At 62.8% G+C, this 24,396-nt stretch carries 25 protein-coding genes, 1 tRNA gene and 1 pseudogene; 15 read left to right on the forward strand and 12 right to left on the reverse strand.

The window, feature by feature from the left end:
* Positions 1-156 (forward strand): annotated as a pseudogene (locus ACTJK4_RS15980) (hydrolase); the annotation flags it as partial.
* Positions 157-289: 133 nt separating this feature from the next.
* On the opposite strand, the gene ACTJK4_RS15985 reads toward ACTJK4_RS15980, so the two are convergent.
* The 4 genes from ACTJK4_RS15985 to ACTJK4_RS16000 all read right to left on the reverse strand — a co-directional run bounded on the left by ACTJK4_RS15985 (position 290) and on the right by ACTJK4_RS16000 (position 2,497).
* Positions 290-583: a hypothetical protein gene (locus ACTJK4_RS15985; RefSeq protein WP_343618963.1), complete on the reverse strand. Its 294-nt coding sequence runs from the start codon at positions 581-583 to the stop codon at positions 290-292.
* 10 nt (positions 584-593) lie between these two features.
* The gene (locus ACTJK4_RS15990) at positions 594-932 is read right to left on the reverse strand and encodes a hypothetical protein (protein WP_440818367.1); all 339 of its coding nucleotides are present in this window, start codon (positions 930-932) and stop codon (positions 594-596) included.
* Between the two features lie 264 nt (positions 933-1,196).
* On the reverse strand, positions 1,197-1,973 hold the full coding sequence (locus tag ACTJK4_RS15995; protein WP_440818369.1) for an EAL domain-containing protein: 777 nt from the start codon (positions 1,971-1,973) through the stop codon (positions 1,197-1,199).
* Between the two features lie 447 nt (positions 1,974-2,420).
* Positions 2,421-2,497, reverse strand: a tRNA-Pro gene (locus ACTJK4_RS16000).
* 164 nt (positions 2,498-2,661) lie between these two features.
* Between ACTJK4_RS16000 and ACTJK4_RS16005 the strand changes: the two genes are divergently transcribed.
* Both ACTJK4_RS16005 and ACTJK4_RS16010 read left to right on the forward strand, forming a co-directional pair.
* Positions 2,662-3,087, forward strand: a complete 426-nt coding sequence (locus ACTJK4_RS16005; RefSeq protein WP_440818370.1) for a nuclear transport factor 2 family protein — start codon at positions 2,662-2,664, stop codon at positions 3,085-3,087.
* The gene (locus tag ACTJK4_RS16010) at positions 3,080-3,535 is read left to right on the forward strand and encodes a MerR family transcriptional regulator (RefSeq protein WP_440818372.1); all 456 of its coding nucleotides are present in this window, start codon (positions 3,080-3,082) and stop codon (positions 3,533-3,535) included. Before ACTJK4_RS16005 ends, ACTJK4_RS16010 begins: the two co-directional genes overlap by 8 nt.
* Positions 3,536-3,560: 25 nt before the next feature.
* On the opposite strand, the gene ACTJK4_RS16015 is transcribed toward ACTJK4_RS16010, so the two are convergent.
* Positions 3,561-4,475, reverse strand: coding sequence for a cupin domain-containing protein (locus ACTJK4_RS16015; RefSeq protein WP_440818373.1), 915 nt, complete (start codon positions 4,473-4,475; stop codon positions 3,561-3,563).
* 114 nt (positions 4,476-4,589) lie between these two features.
* Between ACTJK4_RS16015 and ACTJK4_RS16020 the strand changes: the two genes are divergently transcribed.
* Positions 4,590-4,925 (forward strand): carboxymuconolactone decarboxylase family protein, encoded by a 336-nt coding sequence (locus tag ACTJK4_RS16020; RefSeq protein WP_232042960.1) that lies wholly within the window; start codon positions 4,590-4,592, stop codon positions 4,923-4,925.
* Between the two features lie 9 nt (positions 4,926-4,934).
* On the opposite strand, the gene ACTJK4_RS16025 is transcribed toward ACTJK4_RS16020, so the two are convergent.
* The gene (locus tag ACTJK4_RS16025) at positions 4,935-5,873 is read right to left on the reverse strand and encodes an aldose epimerase family protein (protein ID WP_440818566.1); all 939 of its coding nucleotides are present in this window, start codon (positions 5,871-5,873) and stop codon (positions 4,935-4,937) included.
* Positions 5,874-6,187: 314 nt separating this feature from the next.
* Between ACTJK4_RS16025 and ACTJK4_RS16030 the strand changes: the two genes are divergently transcribed.
* The 11 genes from ACTJK4_RS16030 to hpaI all read left to right on the forward strand — a co-directional run bounded on the left by ACTJK4_RS16030 (position 6,188) and on the right by hpaI (position 16,385).
* Positions 6,188-6,559, forward strand: a complete 372-nt coding sequence (locus tag ACTJK4_RS16030) for a hypothetical protein (RefSeq protein WP_232042959.1) — start codon at positions 6,188-6,190, stop codon at positions 6,557-6,559.
* A 172-nt stretch (positions 6,560-6,731) separates the two neighbouring features.
* On the forward strand, positions 6,732-7,802 hold the full coding sequence (gene dinB, locus ACTJK4_RS16035) for a DNA polymerase IV (protein ID WP_440818374.1): 1,071 nt from the start codon (positions 6,732-6,734) through the stop codon (positions 7,800-7,802).
* A 191-nt stretch (positions 7,803-7,993) separates the two neighbouring features.
* Positions 7,994-9,424, forward strand: coding sequence for an amino acid permease (locus ACTJK4_RS16040; protein ID WP_440818375.1), 1,431 nt, complete (start codon positions 7,994-7,996; stop codon positions 9,422-9,424).
* Between the two features lie 529 nt (positions 9,425-9,953).
* On the forward strand, positions 9,954-10,244 hold the full coding sequence (locus ACTJK4_RS16045) for a DUF1488 family protein (protein ID WP_024975517.1): 291 nt from the start codon (positions 9,954-9,956) through the stop codon (positions 10,242-10,244).
* A 184-nt stretch (positions 10,245-10,428) separates the two neighbouring features.
* Complete coding sequence (locus tag ACTJK4_RS16050) at positions 10,429-11,178, forward strand: fumarylacetoacetate hydrolase family protein (protein WP_440818376.1); 750 nt, start codon at positions 10,429-10,431, stop codon at positions 11,176-11,178.
* Entirely contained in the window at positions 11,175-11,945 is a 771-nt protein-coding gene (locus ACTJK4_RS16055; protein ID WP_440818377.1) for a fumarylacetoacetate hydrolase family protein, read from the forward strand. Before ACTJK4_RS16050 ends, ACTJK4_RS16055 begins: the two co-directional genes overlap by 4 nt.
* Positions 11,942-13,423: a 5-carboxymethyl-2-hydroxymuconate semialdehyde dehydrogenase gene (gene hpaE, locus ACTJK4_RS16060; protein WP_440818378.1), complete on the forward strand. Its 1,482-nt coding sequence runs from the start codon at positions 11,942-11,944 to the stop codon at positions 13,421-13,423. Before ACTJK4_RS16055 ends, hpaE begins: the two co-directional genes overlap by 4 nt.
* A 42-nt stretch (positions 13,424-13,465) precedes the next feature.
* Positions 13,466-14,335, forward strand: a complete 870-nt coding sequence (gene hpaD, locus ACTJK4_RS16065) for a 3,4-dihydroxyphenylacetate 2,3-dioxygenase (protein ID WP_440818379.1) — start codon at positions 13,466-13,468, stop codon at positions 14,333-14,335.
* Between the two features lie 10 nt (positions 14,336-14,345).
* Positions 14,346-14,735, forward strand: a complete 390-nt coding sequence (locus ACTJK4_RS16070; RefSeq protein ID WP_440818380.1) for a 5-carboxymethyl-2-hydroxymuconate Delta-isomerase — start codon at positions 14,346-14,348, stop codon at positions 14,733-14,735.
* 3 nt (positions 14,736-14,738) lie between these two features.
* The gene (gene hpaH / locus ACTJK4_RS16075) at positions 14,739-15,542 is read left to right on the forward strand and encodes a 2-oxo-hept-4-ene-1,7-dioate hydratase (protein ID WP_440818381.1); all 804 of its coding nucleotides are present in this window, start codon (positions 14,739-14,741) and stop codon (positions 15,540-15,542) included.
* 36 nt (positions 15,543-15,578) lie between these two features.
* On the forward strand, positions 15,579-16,385 hold the full coding sequence (gene hpaI, locus ACTJK4_RS16080) for a 4-hydroxy-2-oxoheptanedioate aldolase (protein WP_440818382.1): 807 nt from the start codon (positions 15,579-15,581) through the stop codon (positions 16,383-16,385).
* A gap of 6 nt (positions 16,386-16,391) precedes the next feature.
* On the opposite strand, the gene hpaR is transcribed toward hpaI, so the two are convergent.
* The 6 genes from hpaR to ACTJK4_RS16110 all read right to left on the reverse strand — a co-directional run bounded on the left by hpaR (position 16,392) and on the right by ACTJK4_RS16110 (position 24,205).
* Entirely contained in the window at positions 16,392-16,856 is a 465-nt protein-coding gene (gene hpaR, locus ACTJK4_RS16085; protein WP_147214547.1) for a homoprotocatechuate degradation operon regulator HpaR, read from the reverse strand.
* A 12-nt stretch (positions 16,857-16,868) separates the two neighbouring features.
* The gene (xth, locus tag ACTJK4_RS16090; protein ID WP_260802371.1) at positions 16,869-17,678 is read right to left on the reverse strand and encodes an exodeoxyribonuclease III; all 810 of its coding nucleotides are present in this window, start codon (positions 17,676-17,678) and stop codon (positions 16,869-16,871) included.
* A gap of 149 nt (positions 17,679-17,827) precedes the next feature.
* Complete coding sequence (locus ACTJK4_RS16095; protein ID WP_440818383.1) at positions 17,828-19,942, reverse strand: M3 family metallopeptidase; 2,115 nt, start codon at positions 19,940-19,942, stop codon at positions 17,828-17,830.
* A 94-nt stretch (positions 19,943-20,036) separates the two neighbouring features.
* Positions 20,037-20,906 (reverse strand): bifunctional methylenetetrahydrofolate dehydrogenase/methenyltetrahydrofolate cyclohydrolase FolD, encoded by an 870-nt coding sequence (gene folD / locus ACTJK4_RS16100; protein ID WP_260802373.1) that lies wholly within the window; start codon positions 20,904-20,906, stop codon positions 20,037-20,039.
* Between the two features lie 94 nt (positions 20,907-21,000).
* Positions 21,001-21,636, reverse strand: coding sequence for a response regulator transcription factor (locus tag ACTJK4_RS16105; RefSeq protein ID WP_024975528.1), 636 nt, complete (start codon positions 21,634-21,636; stop codon positions 21,001-21,003).
* A 40-nt stretch (positions 21,637-21,676) separates the two neighbouring features.
* Complete coding sequence (locus tag ACTJK4_RS16110; RefSeq protein WP_232042948.1) at positions 21,677-24,205, reverse strand: PAS domain S-box protein; 2,529 nt, start codon at positions 24,203-24,205, stop codon at positions 21,677-21,679.
* Between the last annotated feature and the right edge of the window lie 191 nt (positions 24,206-24,396).

The following is a 24,396-nucleotide window of genomic DNA, read 5'->3' on the forward strand; positions in this document are numbered from 1 at the left end:
GCCGGTGCGCAACTGATGACGTGGTTCGGCGTTGCATGCGAACTGCATCGTGATTGGCGCAACGATATCGAAGGTTTGGGCTCGCTTTTTTCGAACCACATTCCCGATTACCGCAACCTGATCACGAGCTTCACTGCGCTGACGGCGTCGAAATAACGCTGGATAGCAGCTCGAACCCACGCTCTGCTGAGTCGAGGAGCGCGGGCTTCGGAAAAAGCAGGCGTCGAAAGGCGTCTGCCAATCGTTCGACATCGTGCACCCCAGGCATCGGGATACGCCGCATGGCGGCTTACCAACCGTCGCTAGGGCCGCGCTTGCCTCTGACCTTGTCGATCATCTCTGACAGCCAGCTCTCTTGTCGCAGCACCGCCCGCAAGGCTAAAAGCGCGGCGCCGAGCGGGTTGTCGGGGTAGACAAAATACTCTTCCGCTTCTACGCGCCAGGCGTGGTAGCCGACGTTGTGGAGCGCGCGGATCTCCCAGAGGAGCCGCATCACGGTTTCGTTGTCGCGGTGTTCTTCGGCCAGCTTGTGAAGCTCGGCCAGGGTGAGCGCGGGAAAGCGCTCGCGGATGTATTTCGCCATGGGTGCACCGTCACCATTTGCGAGCGTTGCGCATGGCTCGGCGGTCATGCGGGGAGGGCTCGGCGGCGAGGGACGCGCGGTATGCCTCATTGCGCGCAACGTCCTCGTGGAACCATGTCTCCGCCGCGAGCTCTTCGTGCAGCGCTGCGACGGCAATGCCAAACGCGTCTGTTCGTCCGCCGGGGCCTGCGGCCTGAGCGACCTGGTGCACGCGGAAGACGAGGTTGCGCAGGGCCTGCACTTCCATGACCAGCCGCCGCACGACGGGGTCGTGGCCATAGCGGTCGCCGATGGCCGTCAGTTGCTCGGTGCTGAGCGCGGGGTATTGGATGCGTAGGGGGTAGGGCATGGCGCAAATACTGTATGGATATACAGTATCGTAGGCCGGGTGCTAGGCGTCAATGTAGACAATGCAGACGTGAGCTATGCGCCATCCAGAGCTGCGTGTCCCTCTTACCGTCGTCTGTACGCCACGTTTGTACACAAAAAAATGTATCTAACTTAATACATTCGGCATTGATGCTGATACATTTGCCTTGAGAGCTCGCTCTCCCCACAGCCTTCAAGGCGGTCCACTTCTCTCCGGACCGCCTTTATTTTTTGCCCCGTCCAGTCAGCCAGCGTTTGATATCACTGGCATTACTTTGAACGCTGGCTTGGCGAACAGGTAGCCTTGCATCAGCGTGACACCCGCGGCAGAGAGGAAGTCGCGTTCCGGTGCGGTCTCGACACCTTCGGCGATGACGCGAATCCCGAGGTCGCTGCAGATGCGGAGCACGCCGCACACAATGCGTTGGCGCACCACATCTGAATCGATTCCTCGGATAAGTGCCATATCCAGTTTCACCAGGTCGGGCTGGAAATCGGCGAGTAGGGTGAGCCCGGAGTGGCCCGCACCGAAATCGTCAATCGCGGTTTGGAAGCCGAACGACTGGTACGCCCGGAAGATCTCCAGAAGGTGGGGGCGGTTGATGATGTCTTCGCCCTCGATGGTTTCGAAAATGATCCGGTTGATCGGAAAGCCGAATTTTTCGGCCGCATCAAACGTTGTACGGATACACGCGGCAGGCTGATACACCGCATTGGGCATGAAATTGATGGACAGGAAGGTGTCCATGCCAATCGCCGCTGCCTGCTCGATAGCAGTGGTGCGGCACCGCTGGTCAAACCGGTAGCGGTTTGCTTCGTCCACTTGCGCCAGCACCGATGCAGCAGGCTCGCCGTTCAGTCCACGTACCAGCGCTTCGTGTGCGTAGGCGTCGCCCGTGCTCAGATCAACGATCGGCTGAAATGCGAACGCCATCTCGATAGAGGTGCCGTCATCGGAACTGCATCCGGAGCAGCGGTTGTTGGGTTCCGATGGTCGGCTTGCGCCATGGATTGGAATCATCTTGGCACTCGAAGAGCAGTCCAGCGCGACTAGGGGTCGAGGCGAGCTAACTTTGCGCACATGGCGGGTGAGGGGGCACTTGGATCATAGATCAATATACCCCTTCCTCGCGGTGCGCCCTTAGGCGGCACAGAGGGGGGCGCCCCTACTAGCCGCAGCACGCTTGGTTTGACGGCAAGTTTCAGGGACGCGTTCGGAGTCATCGAGCGCCGCGCGTGGCTCGATGGTGTTTTTGTCGTGCTGGTTGAATGCGAACGTGCGCCGCTGAAAAGAAGCTACTCGTACGAGCCGCACGGGCGCGAGACGGGCGTGGAATAGTGAAGGTGCGGCAAGGGTTGACGGGTCAGGGCGCTCGAATATTGGACACTGTCAAATATTCGGCCCCCACCGCGCGGCGCGGGGAAATAGAAAAGCCAGTGTAATCGCTTGATTACACTGGCTTTTGTTTGGTCGGGGCGAGAGGATTTGAACCTCCGACCACCTGCACCCCATGCAGGTACGCTACCAGGCTGCGCTACGCCCCGAAGCTTGAAAGTATAACAGAGGCGTGGCGCCGATGACTAGTAGTTCGCTCACAGTTCGAGCACTTGCCGTGTGGTCGTGTTCCGTATGGCTGCGGCAAAGAAAGTCCTTGCGCTAGAGTGCGCTCTAGCACCTGTAATCGGAGCATTCACACTAGGAGGCTCCCATGAACGCGCTCGAGAACAAGCAGATCTTGCAGGCCGCTTTTGCCGAACTGGCTGTGAGCAACGCCAAGCCATTCGTTGATCTCATGACGGATGATTTCTGCTGGGTTTGCACCGGTACGACGCAGTGGTCTCGTCGCTATGCCGGTAAGCAGACGGTGCTGGATGAGCTGTTCGCGCCGCTGCGCGCGAAGCTCGGTCGCATCACGACGGTTGCCAATCGCTTTATTGCCGATGGCGATACCGTGGTCGTAGAGGCGCAAGGTCGCAACACGACGCGCGATGGCGTTGCCTATAACAATCAGTACTGCTTCGTCATCCACATTCAGGAGGGCAAGATGCGCGAACTGATCGAATACTTCGACACCGATCTCGTCAACCGGGCGCTTGGCCATCCGGCAGCTGTCTCCACCGAGTTCCATGGCTGAGCGCGATTCGGCTCGGTTGCTGATCGGTGCCTTGGCTGAGCGCACGGGCCGCAGCATTTATACGATCCGCTGGTACGAGGCGCAGGGGTTGATTCCTGGCGTTGCGCGCGATGCAACGGGCCGACGTATTTACACCGAGCAGCATGTCAACTGGCTCGAGTTGATGGAGCGCCTGCGCAACACAGGGATGTCCGTCGCGCAGATGCGCGAATACACGGCGCTGGTGTGCGAGGGCCGTAGTACCTTGAAAGCTCGACATGCGTTGCTGGTGGCACATCGCGCGCAGGTGACGCGGATGATCGCGGAGTGGACGCGCTCGCTTGCGCTGATCGACGGCAAGATCGATTTCTACGGCGAATGGGTGGCCACGGGAACGCGGCCCGCACGCGAGCCTAGCCTGTCGCAAAGCACCACGAAAACGCGCACGCATCGCAAGCCCAAGCGCTAGCGATGGCGGGGACGTTGGCGGATGATCAACCCGGCGCGCGCCGATACCGCGCCGGCGTCATTCCCAGTTGCTGCTTGAACGCCTTGCCGAATGCCGCCTCGGATTGATAGCCGACGCGCGCCCCGATTTCTCCTGCACTGAGCCGCGTATGGACCAACGCGTCGCACGCGAGCGTCATGCGCACGCGCGTGAGAAAGTCCCACACCGTCATGTCGGCGCGCGCCTTGAAGTGCCGCGCGTAGGTGGCGCGCGACATGGCTGCCAGATCGGCGAGGGTGTCGATGGTCCACGCACGCTCTGGCGCGCTGAGCATGGCTTGTACGGATGGTCCGAGGCGCGCGTCTGACAGCAGCGTCAGCGTGCCGGGGCTCGCGTTTTCCTGCTGGCCATACACGCGCAGTGCCATTGTCAGCAACGCTTGGCTCAACGAGGTAACGATCGCCAGCGCGCCGGGCGCGCGGGTTTCGGCTTCGTCGCGCATCAGTGCGATGAGCGCCTGCAGTGCCGGATACGACGCGCTATCACTCAATGACACGTGCAGCGGATCAGGCAGCGTACGCACCAGCAACGTGGTCGAGCCGTGCTCGTGAACGAAGCGGCCGCAAAGCAGGTCGACGTCGGCGGCACCCCGGCCGGTTTGGCGAAGCGGCAGCATGCCGTCATGCGAGTTGCGGGGTTTCCGGGTGGGTGCGTCGGCAGCGCTGAGGTCGTGAATGGTGTGTGCCGCGCCACGCGGGAACAGGATGAAATCGCCTTCGCGCAGCGTGAGCGTGCCGCCGCCAGCGTCGACCAGGCAACTGCCCGACAGCACCAGGTGGAACAGCACTTGCCCATTCGGCTCCGGATCATGCGGGATCGAGAAGGGCCCTTGGAACAGGCAGCGCAAATCGAGGCTGGCCTGCGGCCGGGTGAGTTGAATGAATTGGCTGAGCGCATCCATTGAGACGATTTCGATAGAAATTGCGTTTATCAAGTATTCAACGGATCGCACGTCAAGGCAATACTCTTCCCAACGGCGCGGCATCGGGCCAGCGCCACACCACCGGAGCACATCATGCTGAACTGGGTCGAGTATCGGAAGGAATTGCTGGGTCGCATTGGCGAGATCGGTCGGATCACGCCGGATACGGTCAAGGGCTACAAGACGCTGTCGGCGGCCACGACGGGCAGCCTGGACGCGAAGACCCGCGAACTGATCGCGCTGGCCGTGGCGGTGACCGCGCGTTGCGATGGCTGTATCACCGTGCACACCGCCGAGGCGGTCAAGCATGGTGCAACGCATGAGGAGATTGCCGACGCGCTGAGCGTGGCGATTTCGCTCAATGCCGGGGCCGCGTTGGTTTACTCGGCGCGCGTGATGGATGCGGTGCAGGCCTACGAGAAGGCCTGACCACGTCCGCTACCGAGCGATCCGCAGGCGGCAGGTTGCCTGTCGGGTCCCGCCGGGGGAGAGCAGGTGCAAGCCTTCGCCGTGGTGGATCGCATTCGGCAGGCCCATCCAAGGTTCGACGCAGTAGAAGTCCGACGTGGCGTTTTCCGTCCACGTGGTGATGGCGTGCCAGGGCACCGGTGCGCCGTCGACCTCGAAACGAATGCGCCGGCCGAGCGGTGCTTCTGCATGCGGCGGGATGACGAGCGTGGCCGCGCCGGCGTCATCGAGCAGGTGATAGCGATCTTGGAGCGCCGGGTCGTCGAGCTGGTAGGTCCTGCGCCCTGGCTCGGGTCTGTCCAGACTGCCATCGGGCAGTTGGCGCGACAGCCGCGCCGGCGGCATCGACAGCTCGGTTGCGCCACGCAGCGCGTGCGGTAGCGCCAGGTAGAAATGATGGCCCGCGTAAAAGGGCATCGGCGCATGCGCGTCGCCTTCGTCCAGATGCTTCACGGAGAAGGTCGCCTCCAACCCGTCGTCAATCAGCCGGTACGTCACGCGAAATTCGAAGGCGAACGGATAGCCTTGGCGCGTTTGAGGGCTGTCACGCAGCAGCATGACGATGTGTGCGTCGCTTGCGTCTTCCACCTCGAACGGCATGTCGCGAGCAAAGCCGTGTTGCGGTAGCGCGTGAAGTTGTCCGCGCGCGTCGCGCCAGCGGCCGACTTCGCCATCTACAAAATGCCGGCCGATGAAGGGAAATAGCAGCGGATTGCCGCCGCGCACTTTGGCCGGATTCGACCAGTCGGCTGTTTCGGGCCAGAAGAGGATGTCTTCACCGCGATGGCGCCAGCGCACCAGCCGACCGCCGGCTTCCGGTGCGAGCAGCAGCATGGAGCCATCGGCGCGCGTGTCACCGATGCGGATGAGCGTGCGATCCTGAAAGCGGGCGGTGGGCAGGTCGTGCATGGGTTGGGCGGAGTGACTTGTTGGCATGGGAATCGCATACTAGATTGTCAATGCGTTTTGCCCGGAGGGAAACCATGTCCGTCAATTGCGTGCTGCCCGCTCATACCGTTCCCCCGCCCGACGAGCCTTCGCCGCCGGGAATCCCGCCCGATCTGCCATCTCCCGATGAACCGCCGCCGCCAGTCGAGCCACCGGAGCTGTCGCGGAAGTAATCTGCTGTTACCAATCGTCACAGCTTTGCGTGAAGCGGTTCGTAAGATAGCGCCAGTTCTCGCGCGACTGCGCGTTTCTACAACCACAATACGAGCCAAATCATGTCGATTCTTCCGCGTCTGACCCTGTGCGCAGTGCTGGCGGCCTCCCTGGCCGGTTGTGTCGTGGCGCCACCGCAGCCCACGCGCACGGTGGTGGTGCGTGAGCCGGTTCCCGTTGCGGCGCCGGTGGACCCGCGCGCGCGCTTTGACCAAATCCAGGGCCGCCTCGCGGAAGAATTCCACCGTATCGACGTTCGCCAATCGCAGGGCTACATCGATCCGTACCGCGCTGACGGCCTGCGCGACCGCCTGCGCCGCATCCGCCAGGAAGCCAACGACATGGCCAGTCAGCATCGCGGCGGTTTGTCCGGCGATGAGCAGCACGCGCTGAACGACGAACTCGGTGCCGTGGCGCACGATATCGGCCGCTAAGCCGCATTCTTCCGGTCTCCTCATTCGCCGATGTTGCGTTGCAATATCGGCGAAATGCATTGTTGCGCGGCGTTGCGTGCGCAGCCGGCGGAAGCTGATACGCTTGCGTTCCTCCTGAACGAGCAAGCCCGACACCGACGCGGCTTCCAGCGGCCGGTTCTGGCCTTGTGCCGTGCGAAAGATCATCCACTGCGACTGCGATTGTTTTTACGCTGCCATCGAAATGCGCGACGCCCCGCGCCTGGTGGGCAAGCCGCTGGCCGTCGGTGGGCGACCGGAGCGGCGCGGTGTAGTCGCAACCTGCAACTACGAGGCGCGCAAGTTCGGCATCCATTCGGCCATGCCCATGGCGCAGGCCGTAAAGCGTTGCCCGGACTTGCTGATCGTGCCGCCATCCATGGAAAAGTACCGCCAGGTTGCGCGCCAGATCTTCGCCATTTATCACAGCTATACGCCGCTGGTGGAGCCGCTTTCGCTGGACGAGGCATACCTGGACGTGACCGACAGCCCGATGCTGGCGGGCAGTGGCACCCGCATCGCTGAAGACATCCGCCGCCGGGTGCGCGAAGAGATCGGCATTACCGTGTCGGCCGGCGTTGCGCCCAACAAGTTCATCGCCAAGATCGCCAGCGACTGGAACAAGCCTGACGGCCTGTTCGTCGTGCGGCCGGAGCAGATCGACGCGTTTGTGGCGGAGCTGCCGGTCGATCGCCTGTTCGGCGTGGGGAAGGTGACCGCTGCCAAGCTGCGCCGCCTGGGTGCGGAAACCTGTGGTGATTTACGCGGCTGGGGCACCGATCGCTTGCAGCAGCATTTCGGCGTGTTCGGTTTTCGGCTTCACGACCTTTGTCGCGGCATCGACCACCGGCAGGTGCAACCTTCGCAGATCCGCAAGTCGGTCAGTGTGGAAGAGACCTACGCCACCGATCTGCGCACGCTCGATGACTGCCAGCGCGAGTTGATCATCCTCGTCGAGCAGTTGGCCGCCCGCGTCGAGCGCGCCCGCGCAGGCAACATGATCCACAAAACCTACGTCAAGCTGCGTTTTGCCGATTTTCGTGGCACGACGGTGGAGTGCATCTCGCCGCAGGTGTCCTTGCCGGTGTTCTCCAAGCTGCTGGCGCAGGGGTTTGAGCGCCGCGGCATCCCCGTGAGATTGCTTGGCGTGGGTGTGCGGCTGTATGAATCGGATGCGCATGCGCGCCAGCAACCGCTGTTTGCGGAAGACCCCGCCGCCGGGTGAAATTGAGCCCATCGACCCGGCAATTGGGTACGAATTGTCCTATTTTCCTGTCTGCACTACGGCGATAGAAGGGCGGAATGTCGCCTGCGGGTAGAATGCCCGCTTTTTTGCATAATCCGCCGCCGCGCATCACACGTGCGCGACAGTGCATGCCGTCACATTCGGCAGCGCGCAGACAGGAGACGCAGTCAATGAGTTTGTTTCGTACCAAAAACGTCGATCACATGATCCGCACGGGCCACAGCAATACGGGCCTGAAGAAAGTCCTCGGACCCCTCGACCTGACCTTTCTGGGTGTTGGCGCCATCATCGGTACCGGCATCTTCGTTTTGACCGGCACCGGCGCGCTCACAGCTGGGCCGGCGCTAACGTTGTCCTTCATATTCGCCGCGCTCGCCTGCGGGTTTGCCGCGCTGTGTTACGCCGAATTCGCCTCGACCATCCCCGTGTCGGGCTCCATCTATACGTACGCCTACGCCACGATGGGCGAACTGGTCGCCTGGATCATCGGCTGGGATCTGATGCTTGAATATGGCCTGGCCACGTCCGCTGTTTCAGTGGGGTGGTCCGGCTATTTCCAATCGCTGCTGTCGGGTTTCGGCCTCCATCTGCCTGTGGCGCTCACCGCTGCGCCGGGCGCTATTCCGGGCGTGCAGACGCTGTTCAACCTGCCGGCGCTGGTGATCATGCTGCTGATCACGACGCTGCTGTCGTTCGGCATTCGCGAGTCGGCGCGCGCCAACAACATCATGGTCGCCATCAAGGTGACGGTGGTGCTGCTGTTCATCGTCGTGGGCGTGCGCCACGTGCAGCCCGCCAACTGGCAACCGTTCATGCCGTTCGGCATGGAGGGCGTGTTCGGCGCGGCGGCCATCGTGTTCTTTGCTTTCATCGGTTTCGATGCGGTCACCTCGGCCGCCGAAGAGGTGCGCAACCCCAAACGCGACTTGCCGATCGGCATCATCGGTTCGCTGGCGGTGTGCACGATTCTTTACGTGCTCGTGGCCGCCATCATGACGGGCATCGTGCCGTTCGCGAAGTTTGCGGGCGTGGATCACCCCGTGTCGCTGGCATTGCAGATGGCCGGTGAAGGCTGGGTGGCGGGTTTTGTCGATCTCGGTGCCATCATCGGCATGACGACCGTGATCCTGGTGATGGCGTATGGCCAGACACGCATCATCTTCGCCATGTCGCGCGACGGGCTGCTGCCTAAGCGTCTGTCGCACATTCATCCGCGCTATGCGACGCCGTTTCTGAATACCTGGGTGGTCGGCATAGTCTTCGCGGTGATCGCTGCATTCGTCCCGCTGAATGTATTGGCGGAGCTGATCAACATTGGCACGCTGGCGGCGTTCTCGCTGATTGCCATTGCCGTGCTGGTGCTGCGTCGTACGCGCCCGGACCTGCATCGCGGCTTCCGCTGCCCCGGCGTGCCGGTGGTGCCGCTGCTGGCCATCGGCATGTGTCTGTTCCTGATGAGCCATCTTCAAAGGGTTACCTGGATCGCCTTTGTGGTGTGGGTAGCGATCGGCTTGCTGGTGTACTTCGGCTATGCGCGCCGTCGTTCGCTGCTGCACACGTCGGAACATGGCGCTGCGCCAGCTTCCGAAACGGTCCACTGATCGATAACGCGCGTCCATTCCCTGACGACATGGCTGCCACGCGGCCAACACTGTCGTTCAGATCGCCGGCTGAGGTGGTTTTCCCTCAGTCGGCGCGCAACTATTACAACGCCGATGTATTGCGTTCAACCGCCGCTCTTTTTTTGCGACGGTTCCAGCGCATCCGGCGCTGACATCAACGTGTCGCAAACCATGTGGTTGCATGAGCAGGCACAGTTTGGCTTCACGTCCGGCACGCGCCTTGCATGTGGCTTTCGCTTTGCTCAAACGAGCAAGTGCTCAACCCTGACAAAAAAGCATAGCTGCGACGAAGGGCGCGCGAAGCCTGATGCCGCCTGGGGTGGCGGCCGCAAGCCACCATTCACCGGCAGCGATGCTGCAAATGACGCTCGCACGTGCATCGCAAGCTGTGGTTAAAATGATCTGTGCAGCCAGACACAATGTCTGACGAAACCTTGCCGGCCCCCCCGCAAAGTTTCCACGCAACAGCGTGTGCGTTGTTGTCCATTGCAATCGGAGGGCTTTGACGATGGAAATCAAGTTCGAAAAGAAAGAGGCGTACGACATCAACAACGAAGGCCTGCTGTTCGACGCACTGGTCGACGGTGAAAAGGTGACTTGCGTGGCAACGCGCGAGGCGCTTTGGGAAGGGCTGGAAGGTGATCAGGTGTTGTCGCTTCAGGCAGCCTTCGAGGCTGGCCAAGAGCGGATCCAGGATGCCGCCCGTGTGCTTATTGCAGACTGCGTGCAGCGATCTCATGGATTAGATGACTTGCCGCAACCGATCGTGGTCAAGCGCGCGCATATTGCGGTGATCTGAGTCTGATCGATTGCCTGCGTAGACATCGGCGTGCCCGATGCTCTGCATGGCGGACACATCGTCCGCCGACTGAAAAGCCGGTCCGCGTGGCCGGCTTTTTCATTGCGCCGCAGTTTCCCCACTTGACATGGCTGCAATCCGATCAGATGATTAACATGTTAATTATATGGGGGCGGGAGACGCCATGCTGCGAGGCAGAGTGGTATTGCCGGAAGGTCAAGTCGTGGAGACGGTGTTTGCATCCGCCGCGGAGTGTGCCAGTTCGTTTCGTTGGCTGCCGCCGGTCGAAGGTACCGTCGTCGGCGCGTTACTGAACTACCGCGACGAACTGGATGCGCTTGGCAACGCGCTATCTGCGCCGCCTTACCAAGCGCCGCCTAAGGCGCCAATCCTCTATCTCAAACCGGCAAACACGCGCATTGGTCATGGCCACGATGTCGTGCTTCCGGCAGACGTCGACGGCGTTTGGGCCGGTGCCTGCCTGGGCGTGGTGATCAGTCGTACAGCCACGCGCGTGCCGGTGTTGCGCGCCGCGGATTTCATCGCCGGCTACACGATCGTCAATGACCTGACCGTGCCGCATGCGAGCTACTACCGCCCGGCGATACGCCACAAGTGCCGCGATGGCTTTTGTCCGATGGGGCCATGGACAGTCGATCGCGATGATGTGCCTGATGCTGATGCGCTCGATATCACCGTGCGCATTAACGGTGAGATCAAACAGCGCGCAAATACATCGACGCTGGTGCGGCCCGTCGTACAACTGCTTGCCGACGTGACGGCATTCATGACGCTTGAAGCGGGCGATGTGCTGCTCGTTGGCATGCCGGAGAATCCGCCGCTGGCGCGCGCAGGGGATCGCATCGATATCGACATCGCCCGCATTGGCACACTGACGACCACGTTGATCTGCCAATCGGAGGTTTCGCGATGAAACACGCGCGTATTGCCTATGACGGCGCGATCCGTCACGTCACGGCCATGCCCGGCGACGACACCCGCCTCAGACTGGCCGACGGCCGCGTCTTGCACGAAACCGAAGTCGTCTGGTTACCGCCGCTCCAGCCACGCACGGTCTTCGCGCTGGGCCTGAACTACGCCGACCATGCCAAGGAATTGGCCTTCAAAGCGCCCGAGGAGCCGCTCGCGTTCCTGAAAGGGCCAAATACGCTGATTGGCCATCGCGCCCACACCGTGCGCCCGCTTGGCGTCACGTTCATGCATTACGAATGCGAGCTGGTCGTGGTGATCGGCAAGACCGCGCGCAATGTGCCGCGCGAGCACGCCTATGAATACGTGGCTGGATATACGGTGGCCAACGATTACGCCATCCGCGATTACCTCGAGAACTACTACCGCCCGAACCTGCGCGTGAAAAGCCGCGATACCTGCACGCCTATCGGGCCATGGCTCGTCGACCGCGACGATGTGCCCGATCCGATGCAACTCGCGCTGCGTACCACCGTCAACGGCCGTGTCACGCAAGAGGGCAACACGCGCGACATGATTTTCGACGTTCCGGCGCTGATAGCGTGGTTCTCCAGCTTCATGACGCTCAGCCCCGGCGACATGATCCTGACCGGCACGCCCGAGGGTTTGGCCGATACGCAACCCGGCGACGAAGTCATCACCGAAATTGAAGGCATCGGCCGGCTGGTGAGCACCATCGTTGCCGAAGAACCGAACAAGGAGCCCGCATGAGCCGCGTCAACATGGACCCTGTCAAGCATTGGATCGACGGTCGCCAGGTCGACAGCGTCGAGCGTTTCGTCACGACCAATCCGGCGACGGGCGAGGCCATAGCCGAGGTCGCATCGGGCGGTGAGGCGGAGATCAACGCGGCGGTAGCGGCGGCCAAGGCTGCATTCCCGGCCTGGGCCAACACGCCGGCCAAGCAGCGCGCCAAGCTGATGCGCCGCTTGGGCGAGTTGATCGAGCAGAACGTGCCGCACCTGGCTGCGCTGGAAACGATGGACACCGGTCTGCCGATCGCGCAGACGAGCAAGCAGCTCATTCCGCGCGCTTCCGAGAACTTCCATTTCTTCGCCGAGGTGTGCACGCAGGTCAACGGCCGCACATATCCGGTCGATGACCAGATGCTGAACTACACGCTGTATCAGCCGGTGGGCGTTTGCGCGTTGATCTCGCCGTGGAACGTGCCGTTCATGACAGCCACCTGGAAGGTCGCGCCGTGCCTGGCGCTTGGCAATACGGCGGTGCTGAAGATGTCGGAGCTGTCGCCGCTGACAGCGGATCAACTCGGCCGCCTGGCGCTGGAAGCCGGTGTTCCGCCGGGCGTGCTGAACGTGGTGCAAGGCTATGGCGCCACGGCCGGCGACGCTCTGGTGCGCCATCCGGATGTGCGGGTGGTGTCGTTCACCGGCGGCACGACCACCGGCAAGCGCATCATGGAGCGCGCTGGCCTGAAGAAATTCTCGATGGAGCTGGGCGGCAAATCGCCCGTGCTCGTCTTCGACGATGCGGACCTGGATCGCGCGCTGGATGCGTCGCTGTTCACCATCTTCTCGATCAACGGCGAGCGCTGCACAGCCGGCTCGCGCATCTTCGTGCAAGAGAGCATCTACGACGATTTCGTACGCAAGTTTGCCGAGCGTGCCAAGCGGCTTGTGGTGGGCGACCCAGCGGATGAAAAGACCCATGTTGGCTCGATGATCACGCGCGCGCATTGGGAGAAGGTCACGAGCTACATCCGCCTGGGCGAACAGGAAGGCGCGAAGATTCTGGCCGGCGGTGCAGAGAAGCCCGCAGACCTGCCCGACCACCTGAAGAACGGCAACTTCGTCGCGCCCACGGTGCTGGCTAACGTCGATAACCGCATGCGAGTCGCCCAGGAGGAAATCTTTGGCCCTGTGGCCTGCCTGATCCCCTTCCAGGATGAAGCCGATGGCCTGAAGCTCGCCAATGACGTGGAATACGGTCTGGCCTCGTACATCTGGACGCAGGATGTTGGCAAGGTGCACCGCGTGGCACGCGGTATCGAGGCCGGCATGGTATTCGTCAACAGCCAGAACGTGCGCGATCTGCGTCAGCCTTTTGGCGGCGTCAAAGCATCCGGCACCGGGCGCGAGGGCGGCGAGTACAGTCTGGAGGTGTTTGCCGAGATCAAGAACGTCTGTATCTCGATGGGTAGCCACCACATTCCGCGCTGGGGCGTTTGACGCACCGCCGGAGACACCACAACAAGGGCGGAAGGAGACACCATGGGCAAGCTGGCTTTGGCCGCGAAGATCACCCACGTGCCGTCGATGTACCTATCGGAGCTGCCGGGCAAGCATCATGGCTGCCGCGAGGCGGCCATCGAGGGCCACCGCATCATCGGACAGCGTTGCCGCGACTTGGGGGTGGACACCATCGTCGTGTCCGACGTGCACTGGCTCGTCAACGCCGGCTATCACGTCAACTGCAACGCGCGCTTCGAAGGCGTTTACACGAGCAACGAGCTGCCGCATTTCATCAAGGACATGCGGTATGCGTATCCGGGCAACCCGGCGCTTGGCCGATTGATTGCAGAGACGGCAACGGCGCGCGGTGTGTTCACGCGTGCGCACGAAATCGACAGCCTTGAGCTGGAGTACGGCACGCTGGTACCGATGCGATACATGAACAGCGACCAGCACTTCAAGGTTGTGTCGATCGCGGGCTGGTGCGCGTGGCACAAACTGGATGAAAGCCGCCACTTCGGCGCCGCGCTGCTCGAAGCCATCGAGGCGAGCGACAGCACCGTCGCGTTCCTCGCCAGCGGATCGCTCTCGCACCGCTTCAACGATAACGGCAGCCCCGAAGAATCCATCCACCAGATCAGCCGCGAATTCTTCAAGCAGGTTGATCTGCGTGTGGTCGAGCTTTGGAAGCAGGGCGACTGGAAGACCTTCTGCGCGATGCTGCCCGAATACGCGTCGCTGTGCGAAGGCGAGGGCGGCATGCACGACACGGCCATGCTGCTCGGCCTGCTTGGCTGGGATGCCTATGACCGGGGCGTCGAAGTCGTCACCGAGTATTTCGCCAGTTCTGGCACGGGGCAGATCAACGCGATCTTTCCGTTGCCCACGCGTGGTCAAACTGGAGTTTGAGGAGGTCGCCATGCCGCATGTGATCGTCGAATACACCAACAACCTGGGCGACGACGCCCGTATCCCGCAATTGCTGCAGACGGTAAACGAGACGCTGATGGCGCAGAACGGCGTGTTTCCGACCGGGGGTATCCGTTCGCGCGCCATCAAGCTGACCGACTACCGCGTGGCCGACGGCAAGGAGGACGACGCCTTCGTCCACGTCACGCTCAAGATCGCAGCGGGCCGTACGCCCGAGGTCAAGAAAGCCGCGTGCGATGCGCTGTTCGAGGCAATCAAGGCGCATTTTTCGGAAGCCTTCGCGCGCCGCTATCTGGCGCTGTCGATGGAGCTGACCGAGTTCGACGAGGGCGGCAGCTACAAGCACAACAACATCCACGCGCGTTTTCGCAAGGCTTGACGCATGCTCGACGCCACGACCATCCAGGCCATCGCGCGCCGCTTGCACCAGGCCGAGATCGACCGCAAGCAGATCCGCCAGGTTTCGCTTGACCACCCCGACATCACCATCGACGACGCCTACGCCATTCAGCGCGAATGGGTCGCGATGAAGCTTGCAGAGGGGCGGCGCCTGAAGGGCCACAAGATCGGATTGACGTCGCGCGCCATGCAGCAGTCTTCACAGATCGACGAGCCGGACTACGGCGCGCTGCTTGACGACATGTTCTTTGCCGAGGGCAGTGAGATCCCCGCCAGCCGCTTCATCGTGCCGCGCGTGGAGGTGGAGCTTGCCTTCGTGCTCGGCAAGCGGCTGGAAGGGCCGGAGGTGACGCTGTTCGATGTGTACGACGCGGTGGACCACGTGATACCGGCGCTGGAGATTATCGACGCGCGTTCCCAATCGATCGATCCGGACAGCGGGCGTCCGCGCAAGGTGTTCGACACAATCGCCGACAACGCCGCCAATGCCGGCGTCGTGATGGGCGGCCGACCCATCCGTATACGCGATGTGGACCTGCGCTGGGTCAGTGCGATCTTTTCACGCAATGCCGTCATCGAAGAGACGGGCGTGGCGGCCGGCGTACTGAACCACCCGGCCAACGGTGTCGTGTGGCTGGCCAACAAGCTGGCGCCGCACGGCGGGGCGCTGGAACCGGGCCAGGTGATCCTTGGCGGATCGTTCACGCGGCCAGTGCCGGCGCGGCCGGGTGATACATTTCATTGCGATTACGGTCCACTTGGCAGCATCGCCTGCCATTTTGTCTGACCGTCAACCGTCTAACGCTCAAAGGATGTCTTCGCGATGCAGCTCCCGGTGAACAACTTCAAGCGTGCGTTGGCAGAACGCCGGCCACAGATTGGCCTGTGGCTCGCAATGACGCATCCGTACCCGGCAGAGATCGTGGCCGGTGCCGGCTTCGACTGGCTGCTGATCGACAACGAGCATGCGCCCAATCAGCTGCAATCGACACTCGCGCAATTGCAGGCGGTTGCGCCGTATGCATCGCATCCCATTGTGCGGCCCGCGTGGAACGATCCGGTCGAGATCAAGCGCCTGCTCGATATCGGCGCGCAGACCCTGCTCGTGCCGATGGTCCAGAACGCCGACGAGGCGCGTGCCGCCGTCGAAGCGATGCGCTATCCCCCGAACGGTATTCGCGGCGTTGGCAGTGCGCTGGCCCGTGCTTCACGCTGGAACCGGGTGGATGATTACCTGCACCAGGCCGACGCGCAGATGTGCACGCTGATTCAGGTCGAAACTGCTGAGAGCCTGGAGCATCTCGACGCAATTCTTGCCGTGCAAGGCGTCGACGGCGTCTTCATTGGCCCTGGTGATCTCGCGGCATCCATGGGGCACCTCGGCGCGCCGGGGCATCCGGAAGTCCGCAACGCGATCGACGGCGCGATTCAACGCATCGTCGCGTCCGGTAAGGCGGCGGGCATTCTGTCGACCGACCAGGCGCAGGCGAAGCACTACCTGTCGCTCGGTGCGACCTTCGTGGCGGTGGGGACGGATGTCACGCTGCTGGCGCGTAGCGCCGAACAGTTGGCCCAGGCATTCAGGGGGGAGGACGCTGCCAAGCCGCAGGCGGGCGGCAGCGTGTATTGATGGGCGTTACTCGTCGCCAGTGAAACGCCCCATCGGCGTGTGCGTTTCCATGACGTGGATCGATTCGTCGATGGCGGCGTAGAGCGCGTCCAGCCGTGCGCGGCCCAACTGCGCTTCGATGCGTGCGTATTCCGCATCCACTTGCGGCTCCACATCGGCCAGGAACTGGCGGCTCTTGGGCGTGAGCGAAATCACCTGCCGGCGCTGGTCTACCGACGACTTTGTCCGCACGATCATCTCGGACTGTTCCATTGCGGCCAACATACGCGTCAGGCTCGGACTCAGGATCAGACATGCATCGGCGAGCTGGTTGGGCTCCATGTCGCCGGTATCGTTGAGCGTACGCAGCACGCGCCATTGCTGCTCGGTGATGCCGTGCTCGCGCAGGATCGGCCGAAAGCGCGCCATGAAGGTCTCACGGGCGCGCAGCAGGAGATGCGGAAGATTGCGGTGCTTGAAAGCAGAAGCCATGCGGGGCGCTCCTTATGCGCGGCGCAAGGCGGCGACGACGGGGGTGTGGTCTGAGGGCTGCTCCCACGTGCGCGGCACGCGGTCGATATGGCACGACTCGCACAGCTTGGCGAGCTCAGGGGACAGCATGATGTGGTCGATCCGCAGGCCGGCATTGCGCTTGAAGCCGAACATGCGGTAATCCCACCATGAGAACAGCTTGTCTTCCTGCTCGAACATGCGGAAGGCATCGACCAGCCCGGCGCCTTGCATCGCACGAAACGCCGCGCGTTCTTCCGGCGACACCAGGTTCTGGCCCTCCCACTTTTTCGGGTCGTGCACATCGCGGTCTTCGGGGGCGATGTTGAAATCTCCCAGCAACATCAGCCGTGGGTTTGCCGCCATCTCGCTCGTCAGCCACGCCTGCAGTGCTTCCAGCCAGCGCAGCTTGTAGACGAACTTGTCGGAGTCGAGCGCCTGCCCGTTCGGAATGTAGGCAGAAATCACGCGGACCGGCCCACCGTCCACGTCATACGTGGCGGCCACGATGCGCTGCTGATCGTCGGCAAAACCGGGGATGTTCTTCACCACATCGCGGCCTTCAGGCACCGACGCCTTGCGCGCGAGGATGGCGACACCGTTGTACGTCTTCTGACCTGTGAACAACGATGAATAGCCGGCGGCGTCCAGCTCGGCCAGCGGATAGCGATCGTCGGGCAGCTTGAGTTCCTGCAGGCAGAGCAGGTCGATGGGCGTTGCGTCGGCTTCGCGCTCGGCCAGCCATTGCAGCACGTGCGGTAGGCGGACCTTCAAAGAGTTAACGTTCCAGGTTGCGACACGCATGAGGGCTCGGTCCTTGCAAATGGCGACGGCGCACAGTTTGGCGCCGTTCAGGGGTGCGATATTGTGCCATCAAGCGCTGCGGGCTCGAATGAAAACGCCGCTTCGGCGTTAGCACGAAGCGGCGTTTTCATGGCTGGCATAACAGACCGTTACGCGGCTTCCGCCATCATGCCGCCATGGCGCAACAGTGCGTCGATGCTGGGTGCGCGACCGCGGAAGGCCGTAAACGATTCGATGGCCGGGCGGCTGCCACCAACGGCCAGCACTTCACGGCGATAGCGTGCGCCGGTTTCCGCATCGAGCACCGAGCCGCCCAGCTTGCTGGCCTCTTCAAAAGCCGCATAGGCATCTGCTGACAGCACCTCGGCCCACTTGTAGCTGTAATAGCCCGCCGCATAGCCGCCCGCAAAGATGTGGCTGAACGTGTTCGGCCAGCGCGACAGCTCTGCCTGCGGCACCACGTGGAAGCGATTGTTGATCTGACGCGACAGATCTAGCACTGACGTCGCGCCCTTCGGATCGAAGTCCGTGTGCAGGTGCATGTCGAACGTCGAGAACACGATCTGGCGCAGCGTCGCCATGCCGTTCTGGAAGTTCTTCGCGGCCAGCATGCTGTCGTACAGCTTGCGTGGCAGAGGTTCGCCGGAATTCACGTGGCGCGTCATGCGCGAGAGCACCTCCCATTCCCAGCAGAAGTTCTCCATGAACTGCGACGGCAGCTCCACTGCATCCCATTCCACGCCGTTGATGCCCGACACGCCCAGCTCATCCACTTGCGTGAGCATGTGGTGCAGGCCGTGACCGAACTCGTGGAAGAGGGTGATGACCTCGTCGTGGGTGAACAGCGCGGGCTTGTTGCCAACCGGGCCCGAGAAGTTGCAGGTGAGGTAAGCCACCGGGGTTTGCACGCCCGCTTCGCCCAGCAGCTTGCGGCCACGTGCGTCGTCCATCCACGCGCCACCACGCTTGCCTTCGCGCGCGTACAGGTCGATGTAGAACTGCGCCAGCAACTCGCCCTGTGCCGATTCGACGCGGAAGAAGCGTACGTCCGGGTGCCATACTTCAGCCGCCTCTGGCTGGATCTTCACCGAGAACAGCGTCTGCACGACGTTGAACAGGCCATCCAGCACGGCGGGTTCCGGGAAGTACTGCTTCACCTCCTGCTCGGAGAATGCGTAACGTGCCTCGCGCAGCTTTTCCGACGCATAGGCCATGTCCCATGGTTCGAGCTTGTCGATGCCGAGCGTGGTCTTGGCGAAGGCCTGCAACTCTTCCCAATCCTTCTCCGCGAACGGACGGGCGCGGTCGGCCAGCTCACCCAGAAAGCGCAGCACGTCTTCGGGCGAGTCGGCCATCTTCGGCACGAGCGACACCTCGCCGAAATTGCGATAGCCGAGCATGTGCGCTTCTTCGGTGCGCAGCGTGAGCTGTTCGGCCATGTTGGCGGTGTTGTCCCACTCGGCCTTGCCGCCGCCGTACTGCGCGCCCAGTTCGGACGCACGCGTGACGTTGGCTTCGTACATCGTGCGGCGCAATGCGCGATCGTCTGCGTATTGCAGCACCGGAAAGTACGACGGGAAGTGCAGCGAGAACTTCCAGCCGGTCGCTCCCGGATTGTCGCGGCGAGCCGCTTCCTGTGCTGCCTGCTTGGCGTCGTCGGGCAAGCCGGCCAGGCGGGCTTCGTCGTTGATGATGAGTGCGTAGGCGTTGGTGGCATCCAGGACGTGGTCGCTGAAAGCCTTGGTCAGTTGCGCCTGCTGTTCCTGAATGGCCGCAAAGCGCGGCTTCTGGTCTTCGGGCAGTTCTGCGCCGCCAAGGCGGAAGCCGCGCAGTTCGTTCTCAAGCAGCTTCTTGCGTGCGGGCGACAGCGTGGCGTATTCGGCGCTGTCGGCAATCGCCTTGTACTTCTCGAACAGCTCCAGATCCTGACCCAGGCCCGACCAGAACTCGGTCACACGCGGCAGATTGGCGGCATGGGCTTCGCGCAGTTCCGGCGTGTCGGCGACGGCGCTCAGATGGCTGACGATGCCCCAGGCGCGGCCCAACGGCTCGGTCGCCTCTTCCAATGCGGTGACGACGGTGTTCCAGCTGACAGGCGTGGCGGGGTCCTTGACCTGCGCCACCGCCGATGCGGCACGCTCAAGCAGTACGTCGACGGCCGGCGTGATGTGTTCGGGACGGATGTCCGCAAAGCGCGGCAGACCAGAAAAATCGAGCAGCGGATTGTTGGCCGGGGTAGCAACCTTGGGCGAAATGTCGGTCATGGCGGGCTCGGTAGAGAAATTCGGGGGACAAAAAAAGCGTCCGATCCAACAGGTGGGGACGCTTTTTCCGTTTCCAACTGGATCAGGGTGAAGCTTACGCCGCCAGGGCGGCTCCTTGGGCAGCGCGCTCGGCGGCTTCCAGGGTGTTGATCAGCAGCATCGTGATCGTCATCGGGCCGACACCACCCGGCACGGGCGTGATGTAGCCGGCGACTTCCTTGACACCGGCAAAGTCGACGTCGCCGCACAGCTTGCCGGCATCGTCGCGGTTCATGCCCACGTCGATGACGACTGCGCCGGGCTTGACCATGTCGGCGGTGATGATGTTGCGGCGGCCCACGGCGGCCACGATGATGTCGGCCTCACGTGTGTGCGCGGCCAAGTCGCGCGTCTTGCTGTTGCAGATGGTGATGGTGGCACCGGCTTGCAGCAGCAGCATCGCCATGGGCTTGCCGACGATGTTCGAGGCGCCGACCACCACCGCATTGGCGCCGCGCACCGGGTAGTTGATCGATTCCAGCATCTTCATGCAGCCGTACGGCGTGCACGGACGGAACAGCGGGGCGCCGGTCATCAGGGCGCCGGCATTGGCCACGTGGAAACCGTCCACGTCCTTCTCGGGCGCGATGGCTTCGAGCACCTTGTGGCTGTCGATGTGCTTGGGCAGCGGCAGTTGGACCAGGATGCCGTGGATGCGCGGGTCGCGGTTCAGCGCGTCGATGCGGCCGAGCAGGTCGGCTTCGGACAGGTCAGCGGGGTAGCGGTCGAAGCTTGACAGGAAGCCGTTGTCTTCGCACGCCTTGATCTTGTTGCGCACATAGACCTGGCTGGCCGGGTCTTCGCCGACGAGGATCACGGCGAGGCCGGGCTGGTGGCCGCGCGCGGTCAGGGCGGCGGCGCGTTGTGCGGCCTCGGCGCGGAGTTGTTTGGCAAGCGCGTTGCCGTCAATGAGTTGGGCGGTCATGGCTGGGCGGAGGAGGGAGAGGGCAAACCACGATTATAAATCGCCGCCTTCCTTCCAGCCGCCCAGATGAGCACTTGGTCGTGCCTGCGGCCTATCAGGCGTTGCGCGACAAAGCCAGACGCAGCAGGTCTGCCACGGTGTTCACGTTGAGCTTTTCCATGATGTTGGCGCGGTGCGCTTCCACCGTCTTGATGGAAATGCCCAGGTCGTCGGCGATCTGCTTGTTCAGGCGGCCGGCGACGATGCGCTCCAGCACTTGCTGCTCGCGTGTGGTCAGGCGGCCGAGAAGGTCCTTGGCAGCTTTTTGCTCGCGGGCGACCGAGTCTTCGCTGCGGGCCTTGCTGAGCATGCGTTCAACCAGCTCGCGCAGTTCGGATTCGTCGAACGGTTTTTCGATGAAGTCGACCGCACCTTTCTTCATGGTCGACACCGCCATCGGCACGTCGCCGTGGCCCGTGACGAAGACGATCGGCATGCGGCTGTTTTCGGCCAGCAGGCGATCTTGCAGCTCGGGGCCGCTCATGCCTTGCATGCGCACGTCGAGGATCAGACAGCCGACGCCTTCGCCACGCTTGTCGTCGACCAGGAATTCTTCGGCACTGCGGTAGGTGCGGACGGTGTAGCCGTTGCCTTCGAGCAGCCACGTCAACGAGTCACGCATGGCTTCATCGTCATCGACGACGAACACGGTTTCGTTGCGCGGCGCAACTGCGGCGGGCGTTGTGCTCATGGAGGAGTCCTCGGTCTACGTTCTATGTTTTAAAAACGATCTACAGCGGATTCAGCGGCAGGATGATTTTAAACGTACAGCCGATGCCATCGGCGTTGTTTTCTACCCAGAGCCTGCCGAGGTGGGATTCTATGATGGAGCGGCAGATATTCAGCCCCATGCCCATGCCGTCGGATTTTGTACTGAAGAACGGCTCGAACAGCCGCTCCTTGGTGCTGTCGTCTACGCCCGGGCCCTGGTCGATCACCTCGATCAGCACAGAGTTTTCGGGGTCGTTGATCAGGTTGGCGTGCAGGCGCAGGACGCTGGCGGCGCGCAGGCGCGGGTGGGCGGCCATGGCTTCTGCAGCGTTCTTGAGCAGATTGACAAGCACCTGCTCGATCAGCACCGGATCGACGTACAGATGGGGCAGGTCGCCCGGCAGGCGGGTCAGGATGGTGATGCCGCGCCGGGTGGCCTCCAGTTCGGCCAGGCCCACGGCGTCGGCGACGATGTCGCGCAGGTCGGATTCGCGCCGCTGCGGCTGACTGCGTTTCACAAAGCCGCGGATGCGCTGGATGATGGTGCCGGCACGCACGGCCTGGGCGGAGGTCTTTTCCAGCACCGGGATCAGCTCTTCCGGCGTGCTGCGCCCGGACTTCAGACGGCCGACGGCGCCCATGCAGTAGTTGTTGATGGCAGCCAGCGGCTGGTTCAGCTCGTGTGCCAGCGACGAGGCCATCTCGCCCATCGTCGTCAGTCGGCTGGTGAACTGCAGGCGTTCTTCGTGCTGGCGGGTCATTTCTTCAGCGGCCTTGCGCACGGTGATGTCGGTGGCGATCTGCATCTGCGCAAGGTGGCCGTCCACCCACTGGATGTAGCGGCGCCGGACTTCAAACCACTTCTGCATCGACGGCACGTAGATTTCCCGCGCATCTGCAGCGTGAGGCGTCAGTTCGGAGGCGGGCAGGCCGGCGTAGGCGTCCACAAGGTCCAGTGCATCGCTGGAAACGTCTTCGGTGTTGACGTCGTTGCCCGAGAGCTGCAGATGGCCGAACGCTTCCCAGCCGAAAAGCTGGCGGTAGTAGCGGTTGGCGAACAGCAGCTCGGCCTTGTCGGTCGAGAGCACCGACACGGCCGCGTCCAGGCTCTCGAGCACCGTGGTGAAGCGGTCGTGCGCGGCGGCCAGATCTTCGCGGGCGCGCTTGGGCTCGGTGATGTCCGTGATTGAGCTCATCCACCCCGTGTGCCGGCCGCGTGCGTCGATCAGCGGCGAGACGTACATCCGCGCATAGAAGCTCGTGCCGTCGCGGCGCATCATGCGCAGCTCCATGCCGTTGGCGGGGGCCTTGCCACGCAGAGTCAGCTCGATGTGCTTCTGCATCTCGCCGATCTCGTTGGGCGGCCAGTATGGGAACGGCGGCATGCGGCCGACCAGCTCAGCCTCCGTCCAACCGATCATGCGGCAGAACGCCGGGTTCACGTAGGTGATGCGGCCGTTGAGGTCGAGCGAGCGCATGCCGATCACCATGGAGTTCTCCATGGCGCGGCGGAATGACGTTTCCGCCAGCAGTGCGCGCTGTGCTTCCGAACGGCGGCTGGTGTGGCGCCACACGCTCCACAGGCTCCAGATCACGAAACACGACAGGCCCGCCACCAGCCACATCAGCATGTTGTTGGGCAGGTTGGACGGCGCGGGATACGCCTCGGCCCGCAACGACAGCGAATGCCCCGGCGGGTCGAGCAGGACCTCGTACGATGCGGCCGCCTTGGGCACCGGCCGCAACGACGTGCTCGCGCGGATCACGTTGTTCTTGTCGACCAGCGAGAAGCGGTAGCGGTCCGTCAGCTCGCCCGGCAGCAATTGCGTGAGGATGCCCGTGACCGAATACATGGCGCCCACCGTGCCCAGGAATTCGTTGTCGCGCACGATCGGCACTTCCATGAGCATGAAGCTCTCGCCCCGCTCGTTCTGGATGGGGCGCGAATAGACGGCGCGCTGCGTCTCACGGGCGGCGTCGTAGGCGGACTGGATTTCGGGCTCAAGCGGATGGTCGCGCGTTTCGCGCACGCGCGCGGTGAACTCGGAGGTGGACGGGAACGCCCAGCGCGGGCGGCGCGTGGCGTCCAGCCAATTGATGAAGACCAGCTCGGGGTTCTCGCGCAGGAGCTGGCGGGCGGCATCGCGGTAGGCGCTCGGATCAAGCTGCGCGGCACCGATATCGCGCGCCAGGGCGGCCACTTGATCCTGATTGCTTTGCAGTGACAGGCGCACCTTCTGCTCGGCCCAGGCGGCATCGCGGTAGAGCGCGTCGCGCTGCTGCTGTACCTCCGTGGCGTGCAACTGGTACAGGATGAAAATCATCGCGCCGGCAAACAGGACGATCGCCACCAGCGGGATGAACATGAACCAGTTGGTCGACCACAGCCGGGCCAGGCGCGTCAGCCACAGGCGGCGAGGCATGTTCGGGCGCACGATTTCGTCTGATGGCAGTTCAGACGCGTTTGCGGAAATGGGCGCAGGCGCAGCAGGCGTTGGCGGCTCGGACTTGGCGGCCGGGTCCTGTGAAGCGTGGGAGGGGGCAAGCATGATGGGCGGACGGACGCCGGAATTCTGCGGAGGTAAAGGAGTGGGCATCTGTGCAACTGCGCAAAACCAAGTGTAACGGCAATCAACTTGCGGGTCGCTTGGGGAAACCGATTGGTGAGCTGTCTTGTTCGCTCAGAAAATGCTGCACTGCAATGTCAAAAGTGATTTGTTTTGCGTTGCGGCAATATTCC

It is taken from the genome of Ralstonia sp. 22111, from assembly GCF_052045895.1.
Classification (GTDB): domain Bacteria; phylum Pseudomonadota; class Gammaproteobacteria; order Burkholderiales; family Burkholderiaceae; genus Ralstonia; species Ralstonia wenshanensis.

What these genes read in the sequence shown, in the direction of transcription:
- ACTJK4_RS15985 (WP_343618963.1), bottom strand. Translation starts at nt 583, where the DNA reads ATGGCGAAATACATCCGCGAGCGCTTTCCCGCGCTCACCCTGGCCGAG.
- ACTJK4_RS15990 (WP_440818367.1), bottom strand. Translation starts at nt 932, where the DNA reads ATGCCCTACCCCCTACGCATCCAATACCCCGCGCTCAGCACCGAGCAA.
- ACTJK4_RS15995 (WP_440818369.1), bottom strand. Translation starts at nt 1,973, where the DNA reads ATGATTCCAATCCATGGCGCAAGCCGACCATCGGAACCCAACAACCGC.
- ACTJK4_RS16005 (WP_440818370.1), top strand. Translation starts at nt 2,662, where the DNA reads ATGAACGCGCTCGAGAACAAGCAGATCTTGCAGGCCGCTTTTGCCGAA.
- ACTJK4_RS16010 (WP_440818372.1), top strand. Translation starts at nt 3,080, where the DNA reads ATGGCTGAGCGCGATTCGGCTCGGTTGCTGATCGGTGCCTTGGCTGAG.
- ACTJK4_RS16015 (WP_440818373.1), bottom strand. Translation starts at nt 4,475, where the DNA reads ATGGATGCGCTCAGCCAATTCATTCAACTCACCCGGCCGCAGGCCAGC.
- ACTJK4_RS16020 (WP_232042960.1), top strand. Translation starts at nt 4,590, where the DNA reads ATGCTGAACTGGGTCGAGTATCGGAAGGAATTGCTGGGTCGCATTGGC.
- ACTJK4_RS16025 (WP_440818566.1), bottom strand. Translation starts at nt 5,873, where the DNA reads ATGCACGACCTGCCCACCGCCCGCTTTCAGGATCGCACGCTCATCCGC.
- ACTJK4_RS16030 (WP_232042959.1), top strand. Translation starts at nt 6,188, where the DNA reads ATGTCGATTCTTCCGCGTCTGACCCTGTGCGCAGTGCTGGCGGCCTCC.
- ACTJK4_RS16040 (WP_440818375.1), top strand. Translation starts at nt 7,994, where the DNA reads ATGAGTTTGTTTCGTACCAAAAACGTCGATCACATGATCCGCACGGGC.
- ACTJK4_RS16045 (WP_024975517.1), top strand. Translation starts at nt 9,954, where the DNA reads ATGGAAATCAAGTTCGAAAAGAAAGAGGCGTACGACATCAACAACGAA.
- ACTJK4_RS16050 (WP_440818376.1), top strand. Translation starts at nt 10,429, where the DNA reads ATGCTGCGAGGCAGAGTGGTATTGCCGGAAGGTCAAGTCGTGGAGACG.
- ACTJK4_RS16055 (WP_440818377.1), top strand. Translation starts at nt 11,175, where the DNA reads ATGAAACACGCGCGTATTGCCTATGACGGCGCGATCCGTCACGTCACG.
- hpaE (WP_440818378.1), top strand. Translation starts at nt 11,942, where the DNA reads ATGAGCCGCGTCAACATGGACCCTGTCAAGCATTGGATCGACGGTCGC.
- hpaD (WP_440818379.1), top strand. Translation starts at nt 13,466, where the DNA reads ATGGGCAAGCTGGCTTTGGCCGCGAAGATCACCCACGTGCCGTCGATG.
- ACTJK4_RS16070 (WP_440818380.1), top strand. Translation starts at nt 14,346, where the DNA reads ATGCCGCATGTGATCGTCGAATACACCAACAACCTGGGCGACGACGCC.
- hpaH (WP_440818381.1), top strand. Translation starts at nt 14,739, where the DNA reads ATGCTCGACGCCACGACCATCCAGGCCATCGCGCGCCGCTTGCACCAG.
- hpaI (WP_440818382.1), top strand. Translation starts at nt 15,579, where the DNA reads ATGCAGCTCCCGGTGAACAACTTCAAGCGTGCGTTGGCAGAACGCCGG.
- hpaR (WP_147214547.1), bottom strand. Translation starts at nt 16,856, where the DNA reads ATGGCTTCTGCTTTCAAGCACCGCAATCTTCCGCATCTCCTGCTGCGC.
- xth (WP_260802371.1), bottom strand. Translation starts at nt 17,678, where the DNA reads ATGCGTGTCGCAACCTGGAACGTTAACTCTTTGAAGGTCCGCCTACCG.
- ACTJK4_RS16095 (WP_440818383.1), bottom strand. Translation starts at nt 19,942, where the DNA reads ATGACCGACATTTCGCCCAAGGTTGCTACCCCGGCCAACAATCCGCTG.
- folD (WP_260802373.1), bottom strand. Translation starts at nt 20,906, where the DNA reads ATGACCGCCCAACTCATTGACGGCAACGCGCTTGCCAAACAACTCCGC.
- ACTJK4_RS16105 (WP_024975528.1), bottom strand. Translation starts at nt 21,636, where the DNA reads ATGAGCACAACGCCCGCCGCAGTTGCGCCGCGCAACGAAACCGTGTTC.
- ACTJK4_RS16110 (WP_232042948.1), bottom strand. Translation starts at nt 24,205, where the DNA reads ATGCTTGCCCCCTCCCACGCTTCACAGGACCCGGCCGCCAAGTCCGAG.